The organism is Corynebacterium anserum (assembly GCF_014262665.1).
Classification (GTDB): Bacteria; Actinomycetota; Actinomycetes; order Mycobacteriales; family Mycobacteriaceae; genus Corynebacterium; species Corynebacterium anserum.
Map to the genome: position 1 here is coordinate 380,544 of NZ_CP046883.1, position 17,348 is coordinate 397,891.

General features: G+C 54.7%; 10 protein-coding genes. 8 read left to right on the top strand and 2 right to left on the bottom strand.

The features are described 5' to 3' along the window. The first annotated feature begins 103 nt into the window (after positions 1 to 103). The 7 genes from lysS to GP473_RS01525 all read left to right on the top strand — a co-directional run bounded on the left by lysS (position 104) and on the right by GP473_RS01525 (position 9,774). Positions 104 to 1,717, top strand: coding sequence for a lysine--tRNA ligase (gene lysS / locus GP473_RS01495; protein ID WP_186277027.1), 1,614 nt, complete (start codon positions 104 to 106; stop codon positions 1,715 to 1,717). Between the two features lie 312 nt (positions 1,718 to 2,029). Then, the gene (locus GP473_RS01500; RefSeq protein WP_185769467.1) at positions 2,030 to 3,445 is read left to right on the top strand and encodes an acyl-CoA dehydrogenase family protein; all 1,416 of its coding nucleotides are present in this window, start codon (positions 2,030 to 2,032) and stop codon (positions 3,443 to 3,445) included. A gap of 48 nt (positions 3,446 to 3,493) precedes the next feature. Then, positions 3,494 to 4,705, top strand: coding sequence for an acyl-CoA dehydrogenase family protein (locus GP473_RS01505; protein WP_185769466.1), 1,212 nt, complete (start codon positions 3,494 to 3,496; stop codon positions 4,703 to 4,705). A gap of 593 nt (positions 4,706 to 5,298) precedes the next feature. Next, on the top strand, positions 5,299 to 6,888 hold the full coding sequence (locus GP473_RS09420; protein ID WP_246394835.1) for an extracellular solute-binding protein: 1,590 nt from the start codon (positions 5,299 to 5,301) through the stop codon (positions 6,886 to 6,888). A gap of 28 nt (positions 6,889 to 6,916) precedes the next feature. After that, a complete protein-coding gene (gene cysT, locus GP473_RS01515; protein ID WP_186277028.1) occupies positions 6,917 to 7,975 on the top strand; it encodes a sulfate ABC transporter permease subunit CysT in 1,059 nt (352 codons plus the stop codon). After that, positions 7,965 to 8,789 carry a sulfate ABC transporter permease gene (locus GP473_RS01520; RefSeq protein ID WP_185769464.1) on the top strand — a complete coding sequence of 275 codons (825 nt, stop codon included), beginning with the start codon at positions 7,965 to 7,967 and terminating at the stop codon, positions 8,787 to 8,789. The genes cysT and GP473_RS01520 overlap by 11 nt, the downstream gene beginning before the upstream one ends. Beyond that, positions 8,773 to 9,774, top strand: coding sequence for a sulfate/molybdate ABC transporter ATP-binding protein (locus GP473_RS01525; RefSeq protein WP_185769463.1), 1,002 nt, complete (start codon positions 8,773 to 8,775; stop codon positions 9,772 to 9,774). Before GP473_RS01520 ends, GP473_RS01525 begins: the two co-directional genes overlap by 17 nt. 463 nt (positions 9,775 to 10,237) lie before the next feature. Here GP473_RS01525 and GP473_RS01530 read toward each other — a convergent pair whose 3' ends face one another. Further along, the gene (locus GP473_RS01530) at positions 10,238 to 11,983 is read right to left on the bottom strand and encodes an AMP-binding protein (protein ID WP_186277029.1); all 1,746 of its coding nucleotides are present in this window, start codon (positions 11,981 to 11,983) and stop codon (positions 10,238 to 10,240) included. Positions 11,984 to 12,645: 662 nt separating this feature from the next. Between GP473_RS01530 and GP473_RS01535 the strand changes: the two genes are divergently transcribed. Next, a complete protein-coding gene (locus GP473_RS01535) occupies positions 12,646 to 15,441 on the top strand; it encodes an ATP-dependent Clp protease ATP-binding subunit (RefSeq protein ID WP_185769461.1) in 2,796 nt (931 codons plus the stop codon). Between the two features lie 325 nt (positions 15,442 to 15,766). On the opposite strand, the gene GP473_RS01540 is transcribed toward GP473_RS01535, so the two are convergent. Continuing rightward, positions 15,767 to 17,311: a lipase family protein gene (locus GP473_RS01540; RefSeq protein ID WP_186277030.1), complete on the bottom strand. Its 1,545-nt coding sequence runs from the start codon at positions 17,309 to 17,311 to the stop codon at positions 15,767 to 15,769. Positions 17,312 to 17,348: the final 37 nt, after the last annotated feature.

Genomic DNA, 17,348 nt, shown 5'->3' on the forward strand with positions numbered 1-17,348 from the left:
GCCGTGCGGAAATCTCGCTAACGTTAATCGGGTTCAGCCGCCCTGTTTACACTGAGAACGTCAGCTCGTGAGTTGTCGCTGGGATGCAGTAGGCTGTGTAACCGTGACCGACGCAGCTAATAATCAGAATCAGAACTCTCCTACGAACCACTCTTTCTCCGAACAGGAGCTTATCCGTCGCGATAAGCGTCAGAGGCTGCTGGATGAGGGCAAGCAGGCATATCCGGTGGAAGTGCCACGCACTCACACCCTGGCTCAAATTCGCGATCAGTATGTTGCGCTGCCTAAGGGCGAGGGTGAGGGTGAGGCTGCTGGCATCGAAAGAAAAGAGGGCGTTACCTACCTGGAAGCAGGGGAAGAAACGCAAGATGTTGTGGGCATCGCAGGCCGTGTGATGTTCATTCGCAACACCGGAAAACTCGCGTTCGCCACACTCCAGGATGGTGATGGTACCAAACTGCAACTCATGCTTTCGCTTGCTGAAGTCGGCGAAGAAGCACTCGCTGAGTGGAAGTCCCTGGTGGATCTAGGTGACATGGTGTTTGCCGAAGGCCGCGTGATCTCATCTCGCCGGGGTGAGCTATCCATTTTGGCGAGCCGGTGGTTCATGGCGGCGAAAGCTCTGCGCCCGCTGCCAGTGGCGCATAAGGACATGTCTGAAGACACCCGCATTCGTGCTCGCTACACGGATTTGATTATGCGCGACGCCGCACGTGAAACCGCTATGATCCGCATCAAAGTGATGCGCGCCCTGCGCCACGCCATGGAGCGCCGCGGCTTTCTAGAACTGGAAACCCCAATGTTGCAAACCCTCCACGGAGGGGCAGCGGCACGCCCATTCGTCACCCACTCCAACGCGTTGGACATTGATCTGTACTTGCGCATTGCCCCAGAATTGTTCCTCAAGCGTGCGGTTGTTGGCGGTTTGGACAAGGTATTTGAGATCAATCGCAATTTCCGTAATGAGGGTGTGGATTCCACCCACAGTCCCGAATTCGCCATGATGGAGACCTACTCCGCGTATGGAACATATGACGACGCAGCCAGAACCACCCGCGAAGTCATCCAAGAAGTAGCTGAAGAAGTCTTCGGATCCACAAAGGTCACATTGGCTGATGGCACGGAGTATGACTTTGGAGGGGAATGGGAATCCATTGAGATGTACCCATCCTTAAATGAGGCACTGCAGAAGAAATATCCTGGCCAGCCTGAAGTCACGGTTGACTCCACTGTCGAAGAGTTGAAAGAACTGGCGCAGCTCATAGGCCTTGACGTTCCGGCTAAGGGAGGCTGGGGTCACGGAAAACTCGTCGAAGAAATCTGGGAAGTGTTGTGCGAAGACCAGCTGCATGGGCCAATCTTTGTGCGTAACTTCCCTGTGGAAACATCGCCTCTGGTACGTCAGCACCGTTCCCAGCGCGGTGTCACCGAAAAATGGGATTTGTACGTACGTGGCTTTGAACTCGCGACGGGATATTCCGAGTTGGTTGATCCGGTGATTCAGCGGGAACGTTTCGAGGATCAAGCTCGTCTGGCTGCCGGTGGCGATGATGAGGCGATGGTACTGGATGAGGACTTCCTGGCAGCGATGGAGCAGGGTATGCCGCCGACGGCCGGCACCGGCATGGGGATGGATCGCCTGTTGATGGCCTACACCGGTTTGGGCATCCGTGAAACTGTGCTCTTCCCGCTGGTAAAGCCTGAGCGGGACAGCTAACAGCGCAGCGCATAGCTATCTGACCATGTGAATGGGAAGACATGGCGCGCCCCATAATCTGGTCAGGCCGAGATTTGTGACCAGCGGATCAGGCGATGGTGAATCATGTGAATTTCCTGTATGGGGGGACACTATTCCTTGGAAAGTGTGATGGAGGCCATGCCTGTGCTTTATGCTAAGGACATATCTATTTGGACAGTCGTAGTTGGGCTGCCCATTACCGGCCGATGCGTCGGATAGACTGCTCGACTCTGCTCGACAAAAGCACCTCGAACAACCTAGAGAAGAACCATTGAAAGGTGGCCACACAGCATGAGCGACCGTAATCGACACGATTCGACTCCTGGCCTGAACCGCATCAAGCGTGATGCAATTGGCACTGCGATGCGTTACCTCACTCGTTTCACCGGCTCCGAGCTGGCCGACAAGTACGGCCTTGGACCAAAGGTGGATCGTGTGGCGTACGAATCAACCAAGACTGGCATGCGCACCTTGGGGAAGGTCAACCGTCAGTTCAAGAAGGTGAAGGGTTCCGGTAAGCCAGTTCGTCTGCCGTCTCAGACCACTGATGAGAATAACCAGCCAGTTCCAACCGAGGCACCTGCTAAGGGCAAGGCCCCATTCGATCTGAACCCTACTGAGGATCAGCAGATGATTGTCACGGCTGTGCGCGAGTTTGCTGAGGAGCAGCTCCGACCAGTCGCGTCCGAGTGCAATGAGGAGTCCAAGCCTGCGGACGGCCTGTTGGATACCGCTGCTGAGCTCGGCGTTGCGCTTATTAACCTTCCGGAGGAGTTCGATGGTATTGCGTCTGCCTCCGGTGCTACTACTAATGCCTTGATCGCTGAGGCTTTGGCATTCGGCGACATGGGGCTGGCTACGGCTATTTTGGCTCCCGCTGCCGTGGCCAATGTCATTACCAACTACGGTGATGATTCTCAGCAGAAGACTTACCTGCCAGCTTTCGCTGGTGAGACCGTTCCAGCCGCTGCTGTGATTGTCTCCGAAGCACGCCCATTGTTCGATCCTTTCGAGTTACAGACCTCCGCTGTGCGCGATGGTGACTCCCTGGTTTTGAACGGTGTGAAGACTTTGGTTCCTAACGCCGGCGAGGCTGAGCTGTTCATCGTCGGTGTGAACCTGGATGGCGTGAACACCTTTGTGATTGTTGAGTCCGATACGGAAGGGCTCGTCATTGAAGCTGATCCTTCCATGGGTCTGCGTGGCGCTGCGCTGGGCCGTGTGTTGCTCAAGGATGTTCGAGTTCCTGTCGCGAACCTTCTGGGTGGCTCTGATCTCGACGCAGAAAAGCGCGAAGAAGACTATGCCGAGATCATTCGCCGTGCTCGTCTGGGCTGGGCTGCGTTGGCTGCCGGTACTGGTGAGGCCGTGCTGGAGTACACCAAGAAGTACGTGAATGAGCGCGAGGCGTTTGGTGAGCCAATTTCCTACCGTCAGTCCGTTGCTTTCATGGTTGCCAATATCCGCATTGAACTTGATGCGCTGCGCATGATCGTTTTGCGCGGTGTGTCCCGCTTGGATCAGGGCCTGAGTTACCACCGTGAGGCTGGTCTGGCGAAGCGTTTTGCCTCTGATAAGGGCATGGTCTTTGGTCTCGATGGTGTGCAGCTGCTCGGTGGCCATGGCTTCACGAAGGAACATCCTGTTGAGCGCTGGTACCGCGATTTACGCGCCGTCGGAATCGCCGAGGGCGTTGTGGTCCTGTAATCAACCCGCATTCAAAACTAAGACCCAAGAATTTAGAGGAATCACATCATGATTAATCTGGAACTCCCGAAGCGTCTGAAGGCGGGCTACAACCAGGCTCACCAAGCTGCCGCTGAGATTTTCCGTCCGATTTCCCGTAAATATGACCTGGCTGAGCACACTCGTCCGGTTGAGCTGGACACCATGGCTTCACTGGTGGAAGGCATGTCCGACGCCGGTGCATCCATGGCTGGTGCGGCTGGTGGCCGCGGCGATGCGAAGAAGCCATCCAAGCCAGGTGTGAAGAATGGTGGCAACATGGCGGCCATTCTGAATGTCATGGAGCTGTGCTGGGGCGACGTAGGTTTGCTGCTGTCCATGCCTTATCAGGGCTTGGGTAACTCTGCGATCGCGGCTGTCGCTACCGACGAGCAGTTGGAGCGTTTCGGCAAGATCTGGGCTTCCATGGCTATTACGGAGCCACAGTTCGGTTCTGACTCCGCAGCTGTCGCTACGACTGCGAAATTGGATGGCGACGAGTATGTCCTGAATGGCGAGAAGATCTTCGTCACCGCTGGTGAGCGTTGCACTCACGTAGTGGTGTGGGCTTCTGTAGACAAGTCCGCTGGCCGTGCCGCTATTAAGTCCTTCGTGGTGCCGCGTGACACCCCAGGTTTTGAGTTGGTGCGTTTGGAGCACAAGCTGGGTATTCGTGCATCCGATACCGCTCATTTCATCTTGGATAACGTGCGCGTTCCAAAGGAGAACCTGCTGGGTTCTCCTGAGGTGGACACCAAGAAGGGCTTCGGCGGTGTCATGGCCACCTTCGACAACACTCGTCCTCTGGTGGCGGGCATGGCCGTCGGTGTTGCCCGTGCATCTCTGGAGAAGCTCCGTGAGATCTTGACCGACGCCGGCGTGGTTATTGACTACGATGCTCCTGCTTGGGCTCAGTCTGCTGCTGCTTCTGAGTACATTCGTTTGGAATCCGATTGGGAAGCTGCCTACCTGCTGACCTTGCGTGCAGGTTGGATGGCTGACAACAAGATCCCGAACTCCAAGGAAGCCTCCGAGTCCAAAGCAAAGGCTGGCCGCATGGCTACAGATTTGACTCTGCGAGCAGTAGAGCTGGCCGGTGCCTATGGTTACTCTGAGCGCGACTTGCTGGAGAAGTGGGCACGTGACTCCAAGATTCTGGACATCTTTGAGGGCACTCAGCAGATCCAGCAGCTGATCGTGGCTCGCCGCGAGCTGGGACTCAATTCTTCCCAGCTCAAGTAGAGTATTTATTTCACCGGATGGTGACTGTAACTTCAGTGGGGTGTCAACCTCAATGAGTTGCAGCTGCGACCCAAGTGGAGTGTCACTGCCTCGGGCTATAGACCCGAGGGAAACTTCTTCCCCGCGCTAGGTTAGTGAATGAACCTAGCGCGGGGCTTTTCGTTATGTTGTGATCCTATAGTGCTCGCACGGGAGGGGAACAGTCTGTGGCGAAGGATCGGTATGTTCAGAGGTTTGTACCGGTATGTCCAGAGGGGTGTAAACACACTGTGGGATGGGGTGCATCATGGGTAATTAGCTTTGAGCACTGTTGTTTGGGAGGGGCATCATGGTTAATTAGCTTTGTGCACTGTTGTTTGGGAGGGGCACATCAGTTGATCTGTTAAAAATGCTGTGTGTTTTGAAGGGATCCGTCACTCATGCACCAGTCGGGGCGCTGTGTAGTGCTGAGCGATGCGCTGAATGTACTACTTAGTCTGCTTTGAGGTGAATTTATACCTCATTTTGTACCGATCTGTCTATTAGGTGCTATGGTTGAATGTATTCAATGCAGACTGATCGGTCTATTCTGACTCTAGAAACGAGAGCCCACCATGACGAAAGCTCGCGATGGAGCCACAGGTTCACACCCATCCCGCGATAACACGAAGTGGACTGCAGGAAACTCGAGTGCAAGAAAATTGACGAGCATAATTGGTGCCCTGGCCGTCATATGTCTGCTCATTGCGATTTTTACAGCTCCGGGAGGTAGTACAGATAACCCTGATGGAGAAGACTTCTCTACAGGTGACCACCACCTCAATGTTGTCGCATATGCAGTTCCCAAAGTCGGGTTTGACCGAGTAATTCCTGCATTCCGAGCCACCGAAGCCGGACACAGCGTAGGCTTCGCGGAATCCTACGGAGCCTCCGGGGATCAATCCCGCAAGGTAGTCCGTCATGTTCCCACTGATGTAGTTAACTTCTCCGTCGAACCGGATATCACCAGGTTGGTGAAAGCTGGCGTCGTTGATGAAAATTGGCGTAACGACATTCCCGGTGACGCTTCCCACAAAGCGGTACCTTTTGGTTCGGTCGTGACTTTCGTGACTCGTAAAGGAAACCCGAAGGGTATCAAGACATGGGACGACCTTCTACGGCCTGGCCTTGAAGTGATCAGTCCCAATCCAGCATCGTCTGGATCAGCTAAGTGGAACATCCTCGCGCCATATGCGTACTGGTTCTTTCAAAAGCTTGATAGCGATGCGAAGGCATTGGGGATGCGCGGTAATAACCTAGGAGGATCGAGTTCCGGCACGCCACACGCCACCCAAGACGTCGCCCAAGGAGCTGAGCAATACTCCGCGCGAAGTGACGCACAACGCCCCCTCCAAGACACTGCGCAACCCATCGCGCGAGATACTACCGAAACGAATCCCCACGATCCGAACCATGCGGACTATGTAGCCGCCCACGAATATGCAACGGCCAAAGTCAAGCAGCTGGTTCATAATGCGTTCAAAATTCGTCCAAAGTCGGGACGAGAGGCCACGTCCGCGTTTGAACAGGGACAAGGGGACGTGCTGCTGAGCTACGAAAATGAGGCGATCATGCTGGATAAAATGTCTGGCGGTAGGTATGACTACCTCAACCCAGACGTCACTTTTCGCATCGAAAACCCAGTGGCCGTCATAAATGACAGCAAAAATCTCGAACAAGCTGAGGCATTCCGCAACTTCCTATTCACACCAGAGGCGGCAAGACTCTGGGCGGAAGAAGGCTTCCGTCCAGCAGTGGATCTCTTCGCGGAAAATCGATTCGGTGCTTCTCATGCGACGCCGAGTAGCTCTCTCACTGATCCTCACACCACATACGGCGACGCCACCGTCCGCACCTCGAGCGCCTCCGCGCAAGCGCCGGCTGGTGCAGAACACTCGGTTATTGACTCTTTACCGCGGGAGGCACGTGAAAGGTTCCGTCCTGTTGAAACTATCCACACTATTGACCAGCTCGCCGATGCCTGTGCTCAGCTGGCAAAGCAATCACCCACACTCGCACAGCATCACAAATTGTGGGATCCGAATAGTGGGAAAGACACTCCAAAGAAAGGCTGGGCCATGGTTGATGCCCTGCTCTTCAATCAAGCTAAACCCGGCGAAGACAGCGCGGACGGCGTAATCACCACTATCTATAAAGAAGCCTGATATGAAAAAACCTATAAAGAGGTCTGATATGAAACAACAATCGACCTCCACTGGCATTAATGATGACGGAGTTTTTGCTACTACTGCGAATTCTGTGGACTTGGATGTGAACCAGGCAGGACCGGGGTTGGATGTGAACCAGGCAGGACCGGGGTTGAATGTGAAACCTCATTCTTCGGTGGGCAGAATTATCAACAAAAGCGGATCGCCACAAATCCCAAATTTCGGGAATTGGGGATTAGGCCTAAGCATGCTGTGGCTTTCCATAATTGTGCTTCTCCCACTCGCAGCGTTGACGACTGACGCTTTCTCTGCTGGGGGAATCGCCGGATTCATCAAAGCCGCTACTGCTCCCGCTGCCTTAGCCGCATTCCGTGTGACAATTTGGGTAAGCTTCGCCGTCGCCTTAATTAACGCAGTATGCGGTCTACTCCTGGCCTGGGTTTTGGTGCGTGACGATTTTCCAGGCAAGAAAATTGTCAACGCACTCATCGATCTGCCATTCGCACTACCGACAATCGTCGCATCTCTCGTTCTGCTATCTCTCTATGGTCCGGACAGTCCAGTAGGGATAACAATCAACGCAACTCAGCCGGCGCTTGTACTAGCTCTCGCTTTTGTCACTCTTCCTTTTGTCGTACGAGCAGTTCAGCCGGTTCTCCTTGAACTTGATCGTGATGTGGAAGAAGCAGCGGCCAGCCTCGGTGCCAAAAACTTCACCATCTTCACCAAAATCATCCTTCCCGTATTATTTCCGCCGCTGCTTTCTGGATCAGGACTGGCATTTGCTCGAGCTATCGGCGAATATGGGTCAGTAGTTCTCATAGGTGGGTCGATTCCGGGGCAGACGCAAATGGCGTCGCAGTACATCCAAGAACAAATTGAATCCGACGTCCCATCCGCCGCCGCTGCCGTCTCCGTGACACTCCTCATCCTTACATTCCTCGTGCTACTCGGGCTGAGATTCATCGGACAACGGAATGAGCGCCGAATTAGTGGCAAGGCTGCTGGCTCAGTCCGCAGAACGCCCACTCAGCCGGTAGAGCGCGGAGGAAAAGGAGGAAAAGGACTGAAAGATGCAACTTAAAAAGAGTACAGTCCTCGCATTGCGGACACTCGCGCTCGGATACATATTCGTTTTGGTAGTAGTTCCAATTGCCACAATTTTATTCCGCACTTTCGAGCCAGGCTTGGGGCAGTTCTGGAAATGGATCACCACTCCGGCGGCTATTTCCGCGCTGCAGACGTCATTGATTATCGTCGCCATAACTGTGCCAGTAAATATCGTGTTCGGAATAGTCGTGTCACTGGCGCAAGCCCGCGGAAACCACCGAGGCAAAGGAATCATCCACTCCCTGGTAGACCTGCCATTTGCTGTATCGCCAATAATCGTGGGCACCTCCCTCGTGATGCTATGGGGAGCTGAAGGCTGGTTTGGGGGCCTTGAAAACTATGGGATTCGCATTATCTACGCGCTACCAGGAATGATCCTTGCGACCATATTTGGCACCATGCCATTTATCGTGCGCGAAGTTGAACCCGTACTTCGCGAAATGGGTACTGAACAAGAACAAGCAGCGGCAACGCTGGGCGCCTCCCCATGGCAGACATTCTTTCTTATTACCCTCCCCACGATTCGATGGGGACTGACCTACGGCGTAGTCCTCACAGTCGCCAGAGCCCTAGGAGAATTTGGTGCGGTGATAATGGTGGCGTCGAACTTTGCCGGCGGTGGTCAGACACTCACACTCCTCGTCCATTCCCGCTACATAGACGACCACAACGAATACGGTGCCTACGCCGCAGCCACACTACTCATGGCTGTATCGGTTCTTGTGCTCGTAGTCATGACCGCCATTCAGAATCGACAGGATAAAAAGCAAAATGGAAATCTTAGCTAAAAATCTTAAAAAGAACTATGGCGAATTTGCGGCGCTAGATAACGTATCCCTAAGCATTGAAAAAGGATCTCTAACAGCTCTCATCGGCCCGTCTGGCTCCGGAAAATCGACGCTACTACGGGCGATAGCCGGGCTGGACCAACCAGATTCGGGCCAGATCATCATTGACGGGGATGACGTCACGAATGTGCCACCACAGCAGCGGGGCATCGGATTTGTGTTCCAACACTACGCGGCATTCAGGCACCTTAACGTGAGGGAGAACATCGGTTTTGGATTGAAAATCCGTAAACGCCCCGCGCGGGAAATCGATAAGACAGTCGATGAACTACTCGACATTGTGGGACTGACTGGTTTTCAACACCGGTACCCGAACCAACTTTCGGGTGGCCAACGCCAACGGTTAGCGCTAGCGAGGGCCCTGGCAGTGAACCCGAAAGTGCTGTTGCTGGATGAGCCCTTCGGTGCATTGGATGCCAAGGTACGCGAAGACTTACGTTCCTGGTTGCGCAACATGCATGAAGAATTCGACATCACGACGGTGCTCGTTACGCACGATCAGCAGGAAGCACTAGACGTGGCGGACAAACTTGTGGTTTTGAATAAGGGGCGTATTGAACAAGTTGGTACTCCGACGCAACTCTATGACCAACCAGCTAATGACTTTGTGTTGTCATTTCTGGGGCAGGTGTCACTGTTTGCGGGAAAAAAGGTGCGTCCGCACGATATCCGCCTGGGGCATTCTCCAGCGCTCGCTGTAGACAGTCATGAGATAGCGCAGACCAATGTGATTCCTGTGATTGTGGATCGTGTGACTTTCCTGGGCTTTCAGGTTCGGGTTGATTGCCGTGAGAAGGCTAATGACAACCCGTTTAGTGCAGAAATTACTCGTGGCGATGCCCTAGCACTCAGGCTGAGACCCGGTGATGAAATTTACGCCCGCGCCACCCGATCTGCGGCATTGCAAGAATGGCTGGGCTTGTGAGCTGGGGAGTGGGCTTGCGGAAGAGTGCTGAATGGGGTGCACTGGGCGAGGGCTGGGCGAGACAGGAATGCTGAATGGGGTGCACTGGGCGAGGGCTGTTCGCGGATGTTAGGCGAGGGGTGTTAGAGGTAAATGTGCTGAGTGAATGGGGGTACTTGGGTTTGTAGGGTGCTTTATGACCAAGCTGGGGGAGTTCAGATCGAAGTATTAAAGCTGAGCGAGATATCGAAGGCAAAAATAAAAATATCCCCACAGAACGGGTTCCGATAGCAAACGCCCCAGTTCGGAAATCCTTTTTCATGGTCTGTGGGGATATTTTTGCGTTTTCTGCGAATATGGCGCGTTAGTGGTGTTGGTGGGGTGTGTGAACTGGAGTGGTTAGGGCGCGGGTGCTCCTGCGGTGGTGTTGGTGGGGTGTGTGAACTGGAGTGGTTAGGGCGCGGGTGCTCCTGCGCCCTGTGTATCAAGGCTGGGGCAGATGGCGCGGAACGATCTTCCCAACGGCGTTTCTCGGTAGCTTGTCCAAGAATACGAAGTAGCGCGGCACGTTATGACGAGCCAGCTTGTTCTTCACCTTTACCTTTACGTCAGCGATGAACTGCTCTTTTTCCTCATCGCTTAGCGATTCTGCTTCCCGGTCTTTCAGTACAATCCACGCGCATAGAGCTTGTCCGAATTCCTCGTCATCGACACCGCGCACGGCGGATTCCAGAACTTCATCCATCTGATTGACGATGTCTTCGGTCTCTTGTGGGTAGACATTTTCTCCGCCAGAGACAACCATGTCGTCGGAACGTCCTGAAATGAAGAGCAGTCCGTCCTTGTAGTAGCCCAAATCGCCGGTAGCGACCATGCCATCGATGACTTCTTTATCGGTGCCGGGCCGAGTGTAGCCTTCGAACAGCATGTCGTTCTTGACGAAAACGCGGCCTATTTCCTCTTCTGGCAGTTCTTGCCCGTTATCGTCGAGGATCTTCAGGGTTGTAGCCATCGGTGGCTTCCCCGCCGTGCGCGGGTACTTTTTCATTTCTTCCGGTTTGGCGATGGATGCCCATGAGACTTCGGTTGAGCCATAAAGGTTGTAGAGCACATCTCCGAATTTGCGGAATGTGTCTTCGATGACGCGGGGAGGCAGTGCTTCGCCGGATGTTGCGATGACTTTCACTCCGGAATCGAAGCCTTCCGGCACCACCTCTAGCAAGCGACGCAGCATCGTCGGCACCATGGCAATTGCGTACGGCCGGTTCTTTTCAATGACCTTAAGTGCTGCATCTGGGGAGAATTTGCGTTGCATGATCATAGTGTTACGCAGTGCAAGTGCGAGCTGGATTTGGGCGAATCCCCAGGTGTGGAACATCGGTGCTGAAAGGAATACTGGGCGGTGGTGCTTGAGCGGAATGCGGCTCATGATTGAAGAGGCTGGCATGTAGGTCTTCGGTTCTGGTCGCCGTGCCCCCTTGGGCGTGCCGGTAGTGCCAGAGGTGAGGATGATTGTGCGTCCCATGCGTGGGATCGCGGGGATGGACTGGTCTGTTGGAGTGGTGCGTATGACCTCGTGTAGGCTGGCCCATTCCCTGTGACGCTCCGCGTAATCGCCGCTGTCGATCGCGTCTTGAATGTTTGATGCGGGTTTTAGTTGTGTTTCTTGTTCACGAGATAAGCCAATGGTGTCGCCATGTTCCCAGGCGATGATTACTGGGCATTCGGAGAAGTCGCGCGGTAGAAGTGGCAGGAACTCCTCGTCGATGAAGAGGAGATCGATTTTTTGTTCTTTGAGTACTGCTCGGGTTTGATCCGCTGATGCGCCCGTGTTGAAGAAAACGATGTCGGTGCCCAGACGCCCGTGGGCACATAGTGCCATGATCAGCCCGCGGTGGTTTCTGCACAGCACGCCGATGCGATCACGTTGGCGGATTCCCGTTCGGAACAGTGCTTTGGCGAGTGCGGATGTTTGCTCGTGGAGTTCTTTGTAGGTCATGGAACCGCCATCGTCGACGATGGCGGTGTGATATGGGTCGCGAGCTGCGCCGATGGCGAGTAGTCCAGCTGGTAGAAGTTTCCACTGTACGATGCCTTTAAGTGCGCCACCGATTGCGCCTGGGCCCATGGGGCCCAACACGCCCGAGCGGAATAGAGGAATGGTGCCTTTTGCGAGTGTTCCTATTTGGCTCGCTTGTTGCAAAGCGGAGATAGATGGTGCGGGGGTCATGGGTCTCCTGTGATTTGTGTCGGGGAGTGAGCGTTCGGTGCGTGCTGGGAGTAGTTCTGTGATGCAGCACCACTAACTACGCAGTTGTCCGGAAATGCTGACTGCACAGTTATGTAGAGTTGCTGACTATGTAGTGCTACCAACAAAACTATGTTATGTGCATCACATTAGCGAGTAGCTGTTACGTGTGTGGCCTTTTCGTCAACAAAATCGAAATAACTCCCAGCGAAAGGGGGAGGGTACCGAGGAAGTGCTTGCGGAGGGTATCGAGGAAGTGCTTGCGGAGGGGTGTGTGGATGGCGGCCCCGGCACGGAAGAGGTGGCGAAAGAGGAAGGGTATCGATAGCGCTCATAGTGAAGTTGGCATGGCAGTCCAGGAACGTATTCGAGGTAGAGGGGTGCAGCGGATCCCAGGGGTTATGAGGTGTGTATCGGAAGAACGTGCGCGGGAAGAAAAAGACCCCTGTTCGCTGACGGCGTACAGGGGGAGATGGAAGCTAAAAAATGGGCTTTGAACTGTATAGATGCCGATTATAGAGGGAGGGGTGGCGTCGGAAATAAGGAGAACATCACGGTGGTTACAACAAAGAGCATGATTGAAATCGCGCCCCACCACTAAGGTGGGCAACACACCTATAAATAAAAGGAAGAGGGAGAGCAGCATGTTCGAGAGGTTCACTGACCGTGCGCGCCGGGTCGTTGTTTTGGCGCAGGAGGAAGCACGCGCTCTTAACCACAACTACATCGGCACGGAGCATATCCTGCTCGGCCTCATCCAAGAGGGAGAAGGTGTCGCCGCCAAGGCACTAGAGTCCATGGGGATTTCGTTGGACGCCGTGCGCACCGAGGTGAAAGAGATCATCGGTTCCGGTGGGCATCCGCCGAGTGGTTACATTCCTTTCACCCCACGTGCCAAGAAGGTACTGGAGCTGGCGCTACGCGAGGCGCTGCAACTCGGGCATAAATATATTGGCACCGAGCATATTCTGCTTGGCCTTATCCGTGAGGGTGAGGGCGTGGCCGCACAGGTGCTGGTGAAACTTGGCGCGGATCTCTCCCGCGTGCGCCAGCAGGTCATTCAGCTTCTGTCTGGTTACGAGGGCGGCGAGAGTGAATCCGTCAACGATGAACCGGCTACCGCCGGTGTGGGTTCGGGCACTTCTGAGCCGAGCAGTTCCAAGATGGGGCAGAAGTCTAACTCTCTTGTGCTGGATCAGTTTGGTCGCAATCTGACCCAGGCGGCGAAAGACGGAAAGTTGGATCCAGTTGTTGGGCGTGAGACGGAGATCGAGCGCGTGATGCAGGTGCTCTCGCGCCGTACCAAGAACAACCCTGTGCTCATCGGTGAGCCTGGTGTGGGTAAGACTGCGGTTGTGGAGGGGCTTGCTCTGGATATCGTGAACGGCCGCGTACCGGAGACACTCAAGGACAAGCAATTGTATTCCTTGGACTTGGGTTCCCTGGTTGCTGGTTCTCGTTATCGCGGTGACTTTGAGGAACGCCTGAAGAAGGTGCTGAAGGAGATTAACCAACGCGGTGACATCATCCTGTTCATCGACGAGATTCACACCTTGGTCGGTGCGGGTGCGGCTGAGGGTGCCATCGACGCCGCATCGATCCTGAAGCCAAAACTGGCTCGCGGTGAGCTACAAACTATCGGTGCTACCACCTTGGATGAGTACCGTAAGCACATCGAAAAGGATGCGGCTTTGGAGCGTCGTTTCCAGCCGGTACAGGTGGCTGAGCCATCTGTGGCTCACACTATTGAGATCCTTAAGGGGCTCCGCGACCGTTATGAGGCACACCACCGTGTGTCGATCACTGATGGTGCGTTGGAGGCTGCTGCTCGTCTCGCTGATCGCTATATCAATGACAGGTTCCTGCCAGATAAGGCCGTGGACCTCATTGATGAGGCTGGAGCTCGCATGCGTATCAAGCGTATGACTGCCCCGAAATCCATCCAGGAAGTGGATGAAAAGATTGCCGAGGTTCGTCGTAAGAAAGAGGCAGCCATTGATGATCAAGATTTTGAGAAGGCAGCGGCACTGCGTGATGACGAGCGCAAACTGACGGATGAACGTGCAGAAAAAGAAAAGGCGTGGCGCGCTGGAGAACTAGACGAAGTTGCGGAGGTTGGTGAGGAGCAGATTGCCGAAGTGCTGGGCAATTGGACTGGTATTCCGGTCTTTAAGCTCACCGAGGAAGAGTCTCAGCGCTTGCTCCGTATGGAGGATGAGCTGCATAAGCGCATCATTGGCCAGGATGATGCTGTTAAGGCGGTGTCCCGTGCCATCCGCCGCACTCGGGCTGGTCTGAAGGATCCTAAGCGCCCGTCGGGTTCCTTTATTTTCGCAGGTCCATCCGGTGTGGGTAAGACGGAATTGTCGAAGGCTTTGGCTGAGTTCCTCTTTGGTGACGACGACGCGCTGATTCAGATCGATATGGGTGAATTCCATGATCGCTTCACCGCCTCCCGTCTGTTTGGTGCACCTCCTGGATACGTGGGCTATGACGAGGGAGGTCAGCTCACGGAGAAGGTTCGTCGCAAGCCTTTCTCTGTGGTGTTGTTCGATGAGATCGAGAAGGCTCACAAGGAGATCTACAACACTCTGCTGCAGGTTCTGGAGGATGGGCGTCTTACCGATGGTCAAGGTCGCCAGGTGGATTTCAAGAACACCGTTTTGATCTTCACCTCTAACTTGGGCACGAGGGATATTTCCAAGGCTGTGGGTATGGGCTTCTCCTCCTCAGGTGAGGCTGATGAAGAGACGCAATATGAGCGAATGAAGCTTAAGGTGCAGGATGAGTTGAAGAAGCATTTCCGCCCTGAGTTCTTGAACCGTATTGATGACATCGTTGTATTCCACCAGCTCACTCGTGAACAGATTGTCCAGATGGTCGATCTTTTGCTGGGCCGAGTGACATCCGCTTTGGCCTCGAAGGATATGGGTATTGAGGTCTCGGAGAAAGCGAAGAATCTGCTGGCAAAGCGAGGTTTCGATCCGGTCTTGGGTGCACGTCCACTGCGTCGTACCATTCAGCGTGAGATTGAGGACCAGCTTTCGGAGAAGATCCTGTTCGGCGAGTTCGGTGCAGGTGAGATCGTCACTGTTGATGTGGAGAACTGGGATGGCGAGTCGAAGGGTGAGGATGCGAAGTTCGTCTTCGGGTCCAAGGTTAAGCCGCTGCCTAGCGTAGATGCAGAAGAGGATACTCGGGCAGAAGATGCTATCCATGCTGTGCAGGACGCTGCAGATAAGCCAGTTCCAGAAAATGACGGTTTTGATCCAGATAAGGACGAAGGTCCCGACGGTGAGGCGAAGGACTTAGCGACGGCTGATGTGTCTTCTGCTTTGTCTGATTCTGAGTCCGACGCCACCAGCTCCCATGGGGACTCATCCCCTGAAGATGACCGCAAGAATCCTCCGCCGGCAGGAGCAGGTGCTCCCGGGCAGTAAGCGAATCGAATCGGGGGTCTGAAACTGGGGTCTGCCCAGTAGATGTCTCAAGGTAGACGGTTTACGCCGGGTGATCTGAGGCAGATGCTTGTCTGTTACGCGTCTGGCTGTGGAAGACTCGAGCTGGATGAACCAAAGAGCCAACGGGGTTGGTGGAATTCCACCAACCCCGTTGGCTCTTTATTACCCGTAAAGCTGGGGTAAATGCACTATAAAAACCGGGCTGGAAAGCCCGGGTTTTTATACAATGGTGAGCGCGCGTAGTGCACTGAGGAACTTTTGTTCTCAGTGCCGCACCGGATATTCAGCGCGGTGCTCAGCCTGCTTAGCGCTTTGTTACAGGACCAGCAGATGAACCATAAGCCTTCGATTCGAGGGATCCTGGCACGCCATCGGAGGACGTCTGACCAGCTCCTTCCACGCTTCCTGGGGTGATGAAGTCAGCATTACCATCAGGAGCGTTGTCTGCAGGGATCTCACCACAAGGGGTCGTTGGGTAGTCAGCTCCGTTAATGACCTTCTCTAACCATTCCATTGCTGGAGTGAGGTGAGACAGCATTGGGACCATGTGATTAACCAGAGGTGCCACGGATGGGATCCGTTGCTCCTGGTAGTACACGGGTACGCCCTTTGAGCACCAGGTACGGGCCAGGTGGCGTGCCTGGCGGACTGGAATCACGTCATCGTGCGTGCCGTGGCCAATGTAAACAGGCACCTTTGGTTTAAGGTGTCCGATTTCCTGCTTACGTACTGCGGACGCAATAGGTTCGCTCTTCAAAATCTCACTGAGAGACCGGCCGTCCTTGGTGAGCTCGCGGGAGTCTCGGAAAGACTGTCGCAGCAGGGACTGCACTATGCATTCGTCCTTGGTTTGATTGAGCACTTCACGGCCCTTGTCATTGAGCTGCTTGTCCAATTCAGGGCGAAGCTCAGGATAAGCGTAGAGCATACCGTTGATTGTGTAACCCATGGCTCCTGCAAGAACCATGCCGTCGACACCTTCGGCAGTTACTGCGAGGTCAGCTGGCACGCCGCCGGCATACCCGGTGACGAGATTAAGGTCCGGGGCGTAGGTCGGTTGAAGTTCTAGTGCAGATGCGGAAGCGCCACCACCCTGGGAGTAACCCCAGGTTGCGACCGGTGAGTTCGCAGGGATGTTCTTATTCTTCAGGTTCAGCGTAGCGCGAGCCATGTCCAAGGTGGCGTGTCCCTGGTCCTCGCGATTCATGTAAGTGTGCTGGGGCTTAGTGCCCAGACCCATCAGATCCGTGAGGGCCACGTTCCAGCCTCGTGCCAGAGCGGCAGCGATTGGTGCGCCTTCATAGTCCAAGCCATATGGAGTGGTGATGCCAGGAGAGCATGCGTCGCCCGCTCCCTGAGTTCCAGGTGCGATGGTGAGGAGGGGGCGAGGACCTTTGCCCTTCCACGGTGCCGATGAGGTGAAGACTGTGCCGGTGACGGGAACGGTCTTGCCCTGGGAGTTGGTGGAAACGTAGGCGATGCGGGTGGCCTCGGTGTTGGTCCAGTCAATCTTCGGTATGCCGAGGGCGAAGTTGGATGGTTGGGACTTGAGAACCTGTCCCGGCTTGCCGTCGATGAAGCGTGGCAGGCTGGTATAGAAGTCGTCTTCCTGCAGGTTCACGGATCCGATTGCACCGATCGTTTCGCCGGAGCCTAAGTCGGAGGCGCCACGCATAGAGCCGTCGACGGTGTCATAGGCGGGGTTACTGTTGTTGACTCCGCTGTTTTCTTCGGCTCCGGCGACGCCAGTCATGCCAGTAGCTGCTAACAGCACAGAAGTAGTGGCCGCTACTGCTGCGGTGCTGAGACGGGCGGAGATTCGATGGTAAGAGCGTGAATGAAGCGTCATAGCGTCAGACTATATACAGGTTGTTCTCCCAAATGTT

Bases quoted from the DNA above. Each gene is read 5' to 3' on its own strand.
- cysT (WP_186277028.1), top strand. From the start codon at position 6,917: ATGAAACAACAATCGACCTCCACTGGCATTAATGATGACGGAGTTTTT.
- GP473_RS01500 (WP_185769467.1), top strand. From the start codon at position 2,030: ATGAGCGACCGTAATCGACACGATTCGACTCCTGGCCTGAACCGCATC.
- GP473_RS01535 (WP_185769461.1), top strand. From the start codon at position 12,646: ATGTTCGAGAGGTTCACTGACCGTGCGCGCCGGGTCGTTGTTTTGGCG.
- GP473_RS01520 (WP_185769464.1), top strand. From the start codon at position 7,965: ATGCAACTTAAAAAGAGTACAGTCCTCGCATTGCGGACACTCGCGCTC.
- GP473_RS01540 (WP_186277030.1), bottom strand. From the start codon at position 17,311: ATGACGCTTCATTCACGCTCTTACCATCGAATCTCCGCCCGTCTCAGC.
- GP473_RS09420 (WP_246394835.1), top strand. From the start codon at position 5,299: ATGACGAAAGCTCGCGATGGAGCCACAGGTTCACACCCATCCCGCGAT.
- GP473_RS01505 (WP_185769466.1), top strand. From the start codon at position 3,494: ATGATTAATCTGGAACTCCCGAAGCGTCTGAAGGCGGGCTACAACCAG.
- GP473_RS01525 (WP_185769463.1), top strand. From the start codon at position 8,773: ATGGAAATCTTAGCTAAAAATCTTAAAAAGAACTATGGCGAATTTGCG.
- GP473_RS01530 (WP_186277029.1), bottom strand. From the start codon at position 11,983: ATGACCCCCGCACCATCTATCTCCGCTTTGCAACAAGCGAGCCAAATA.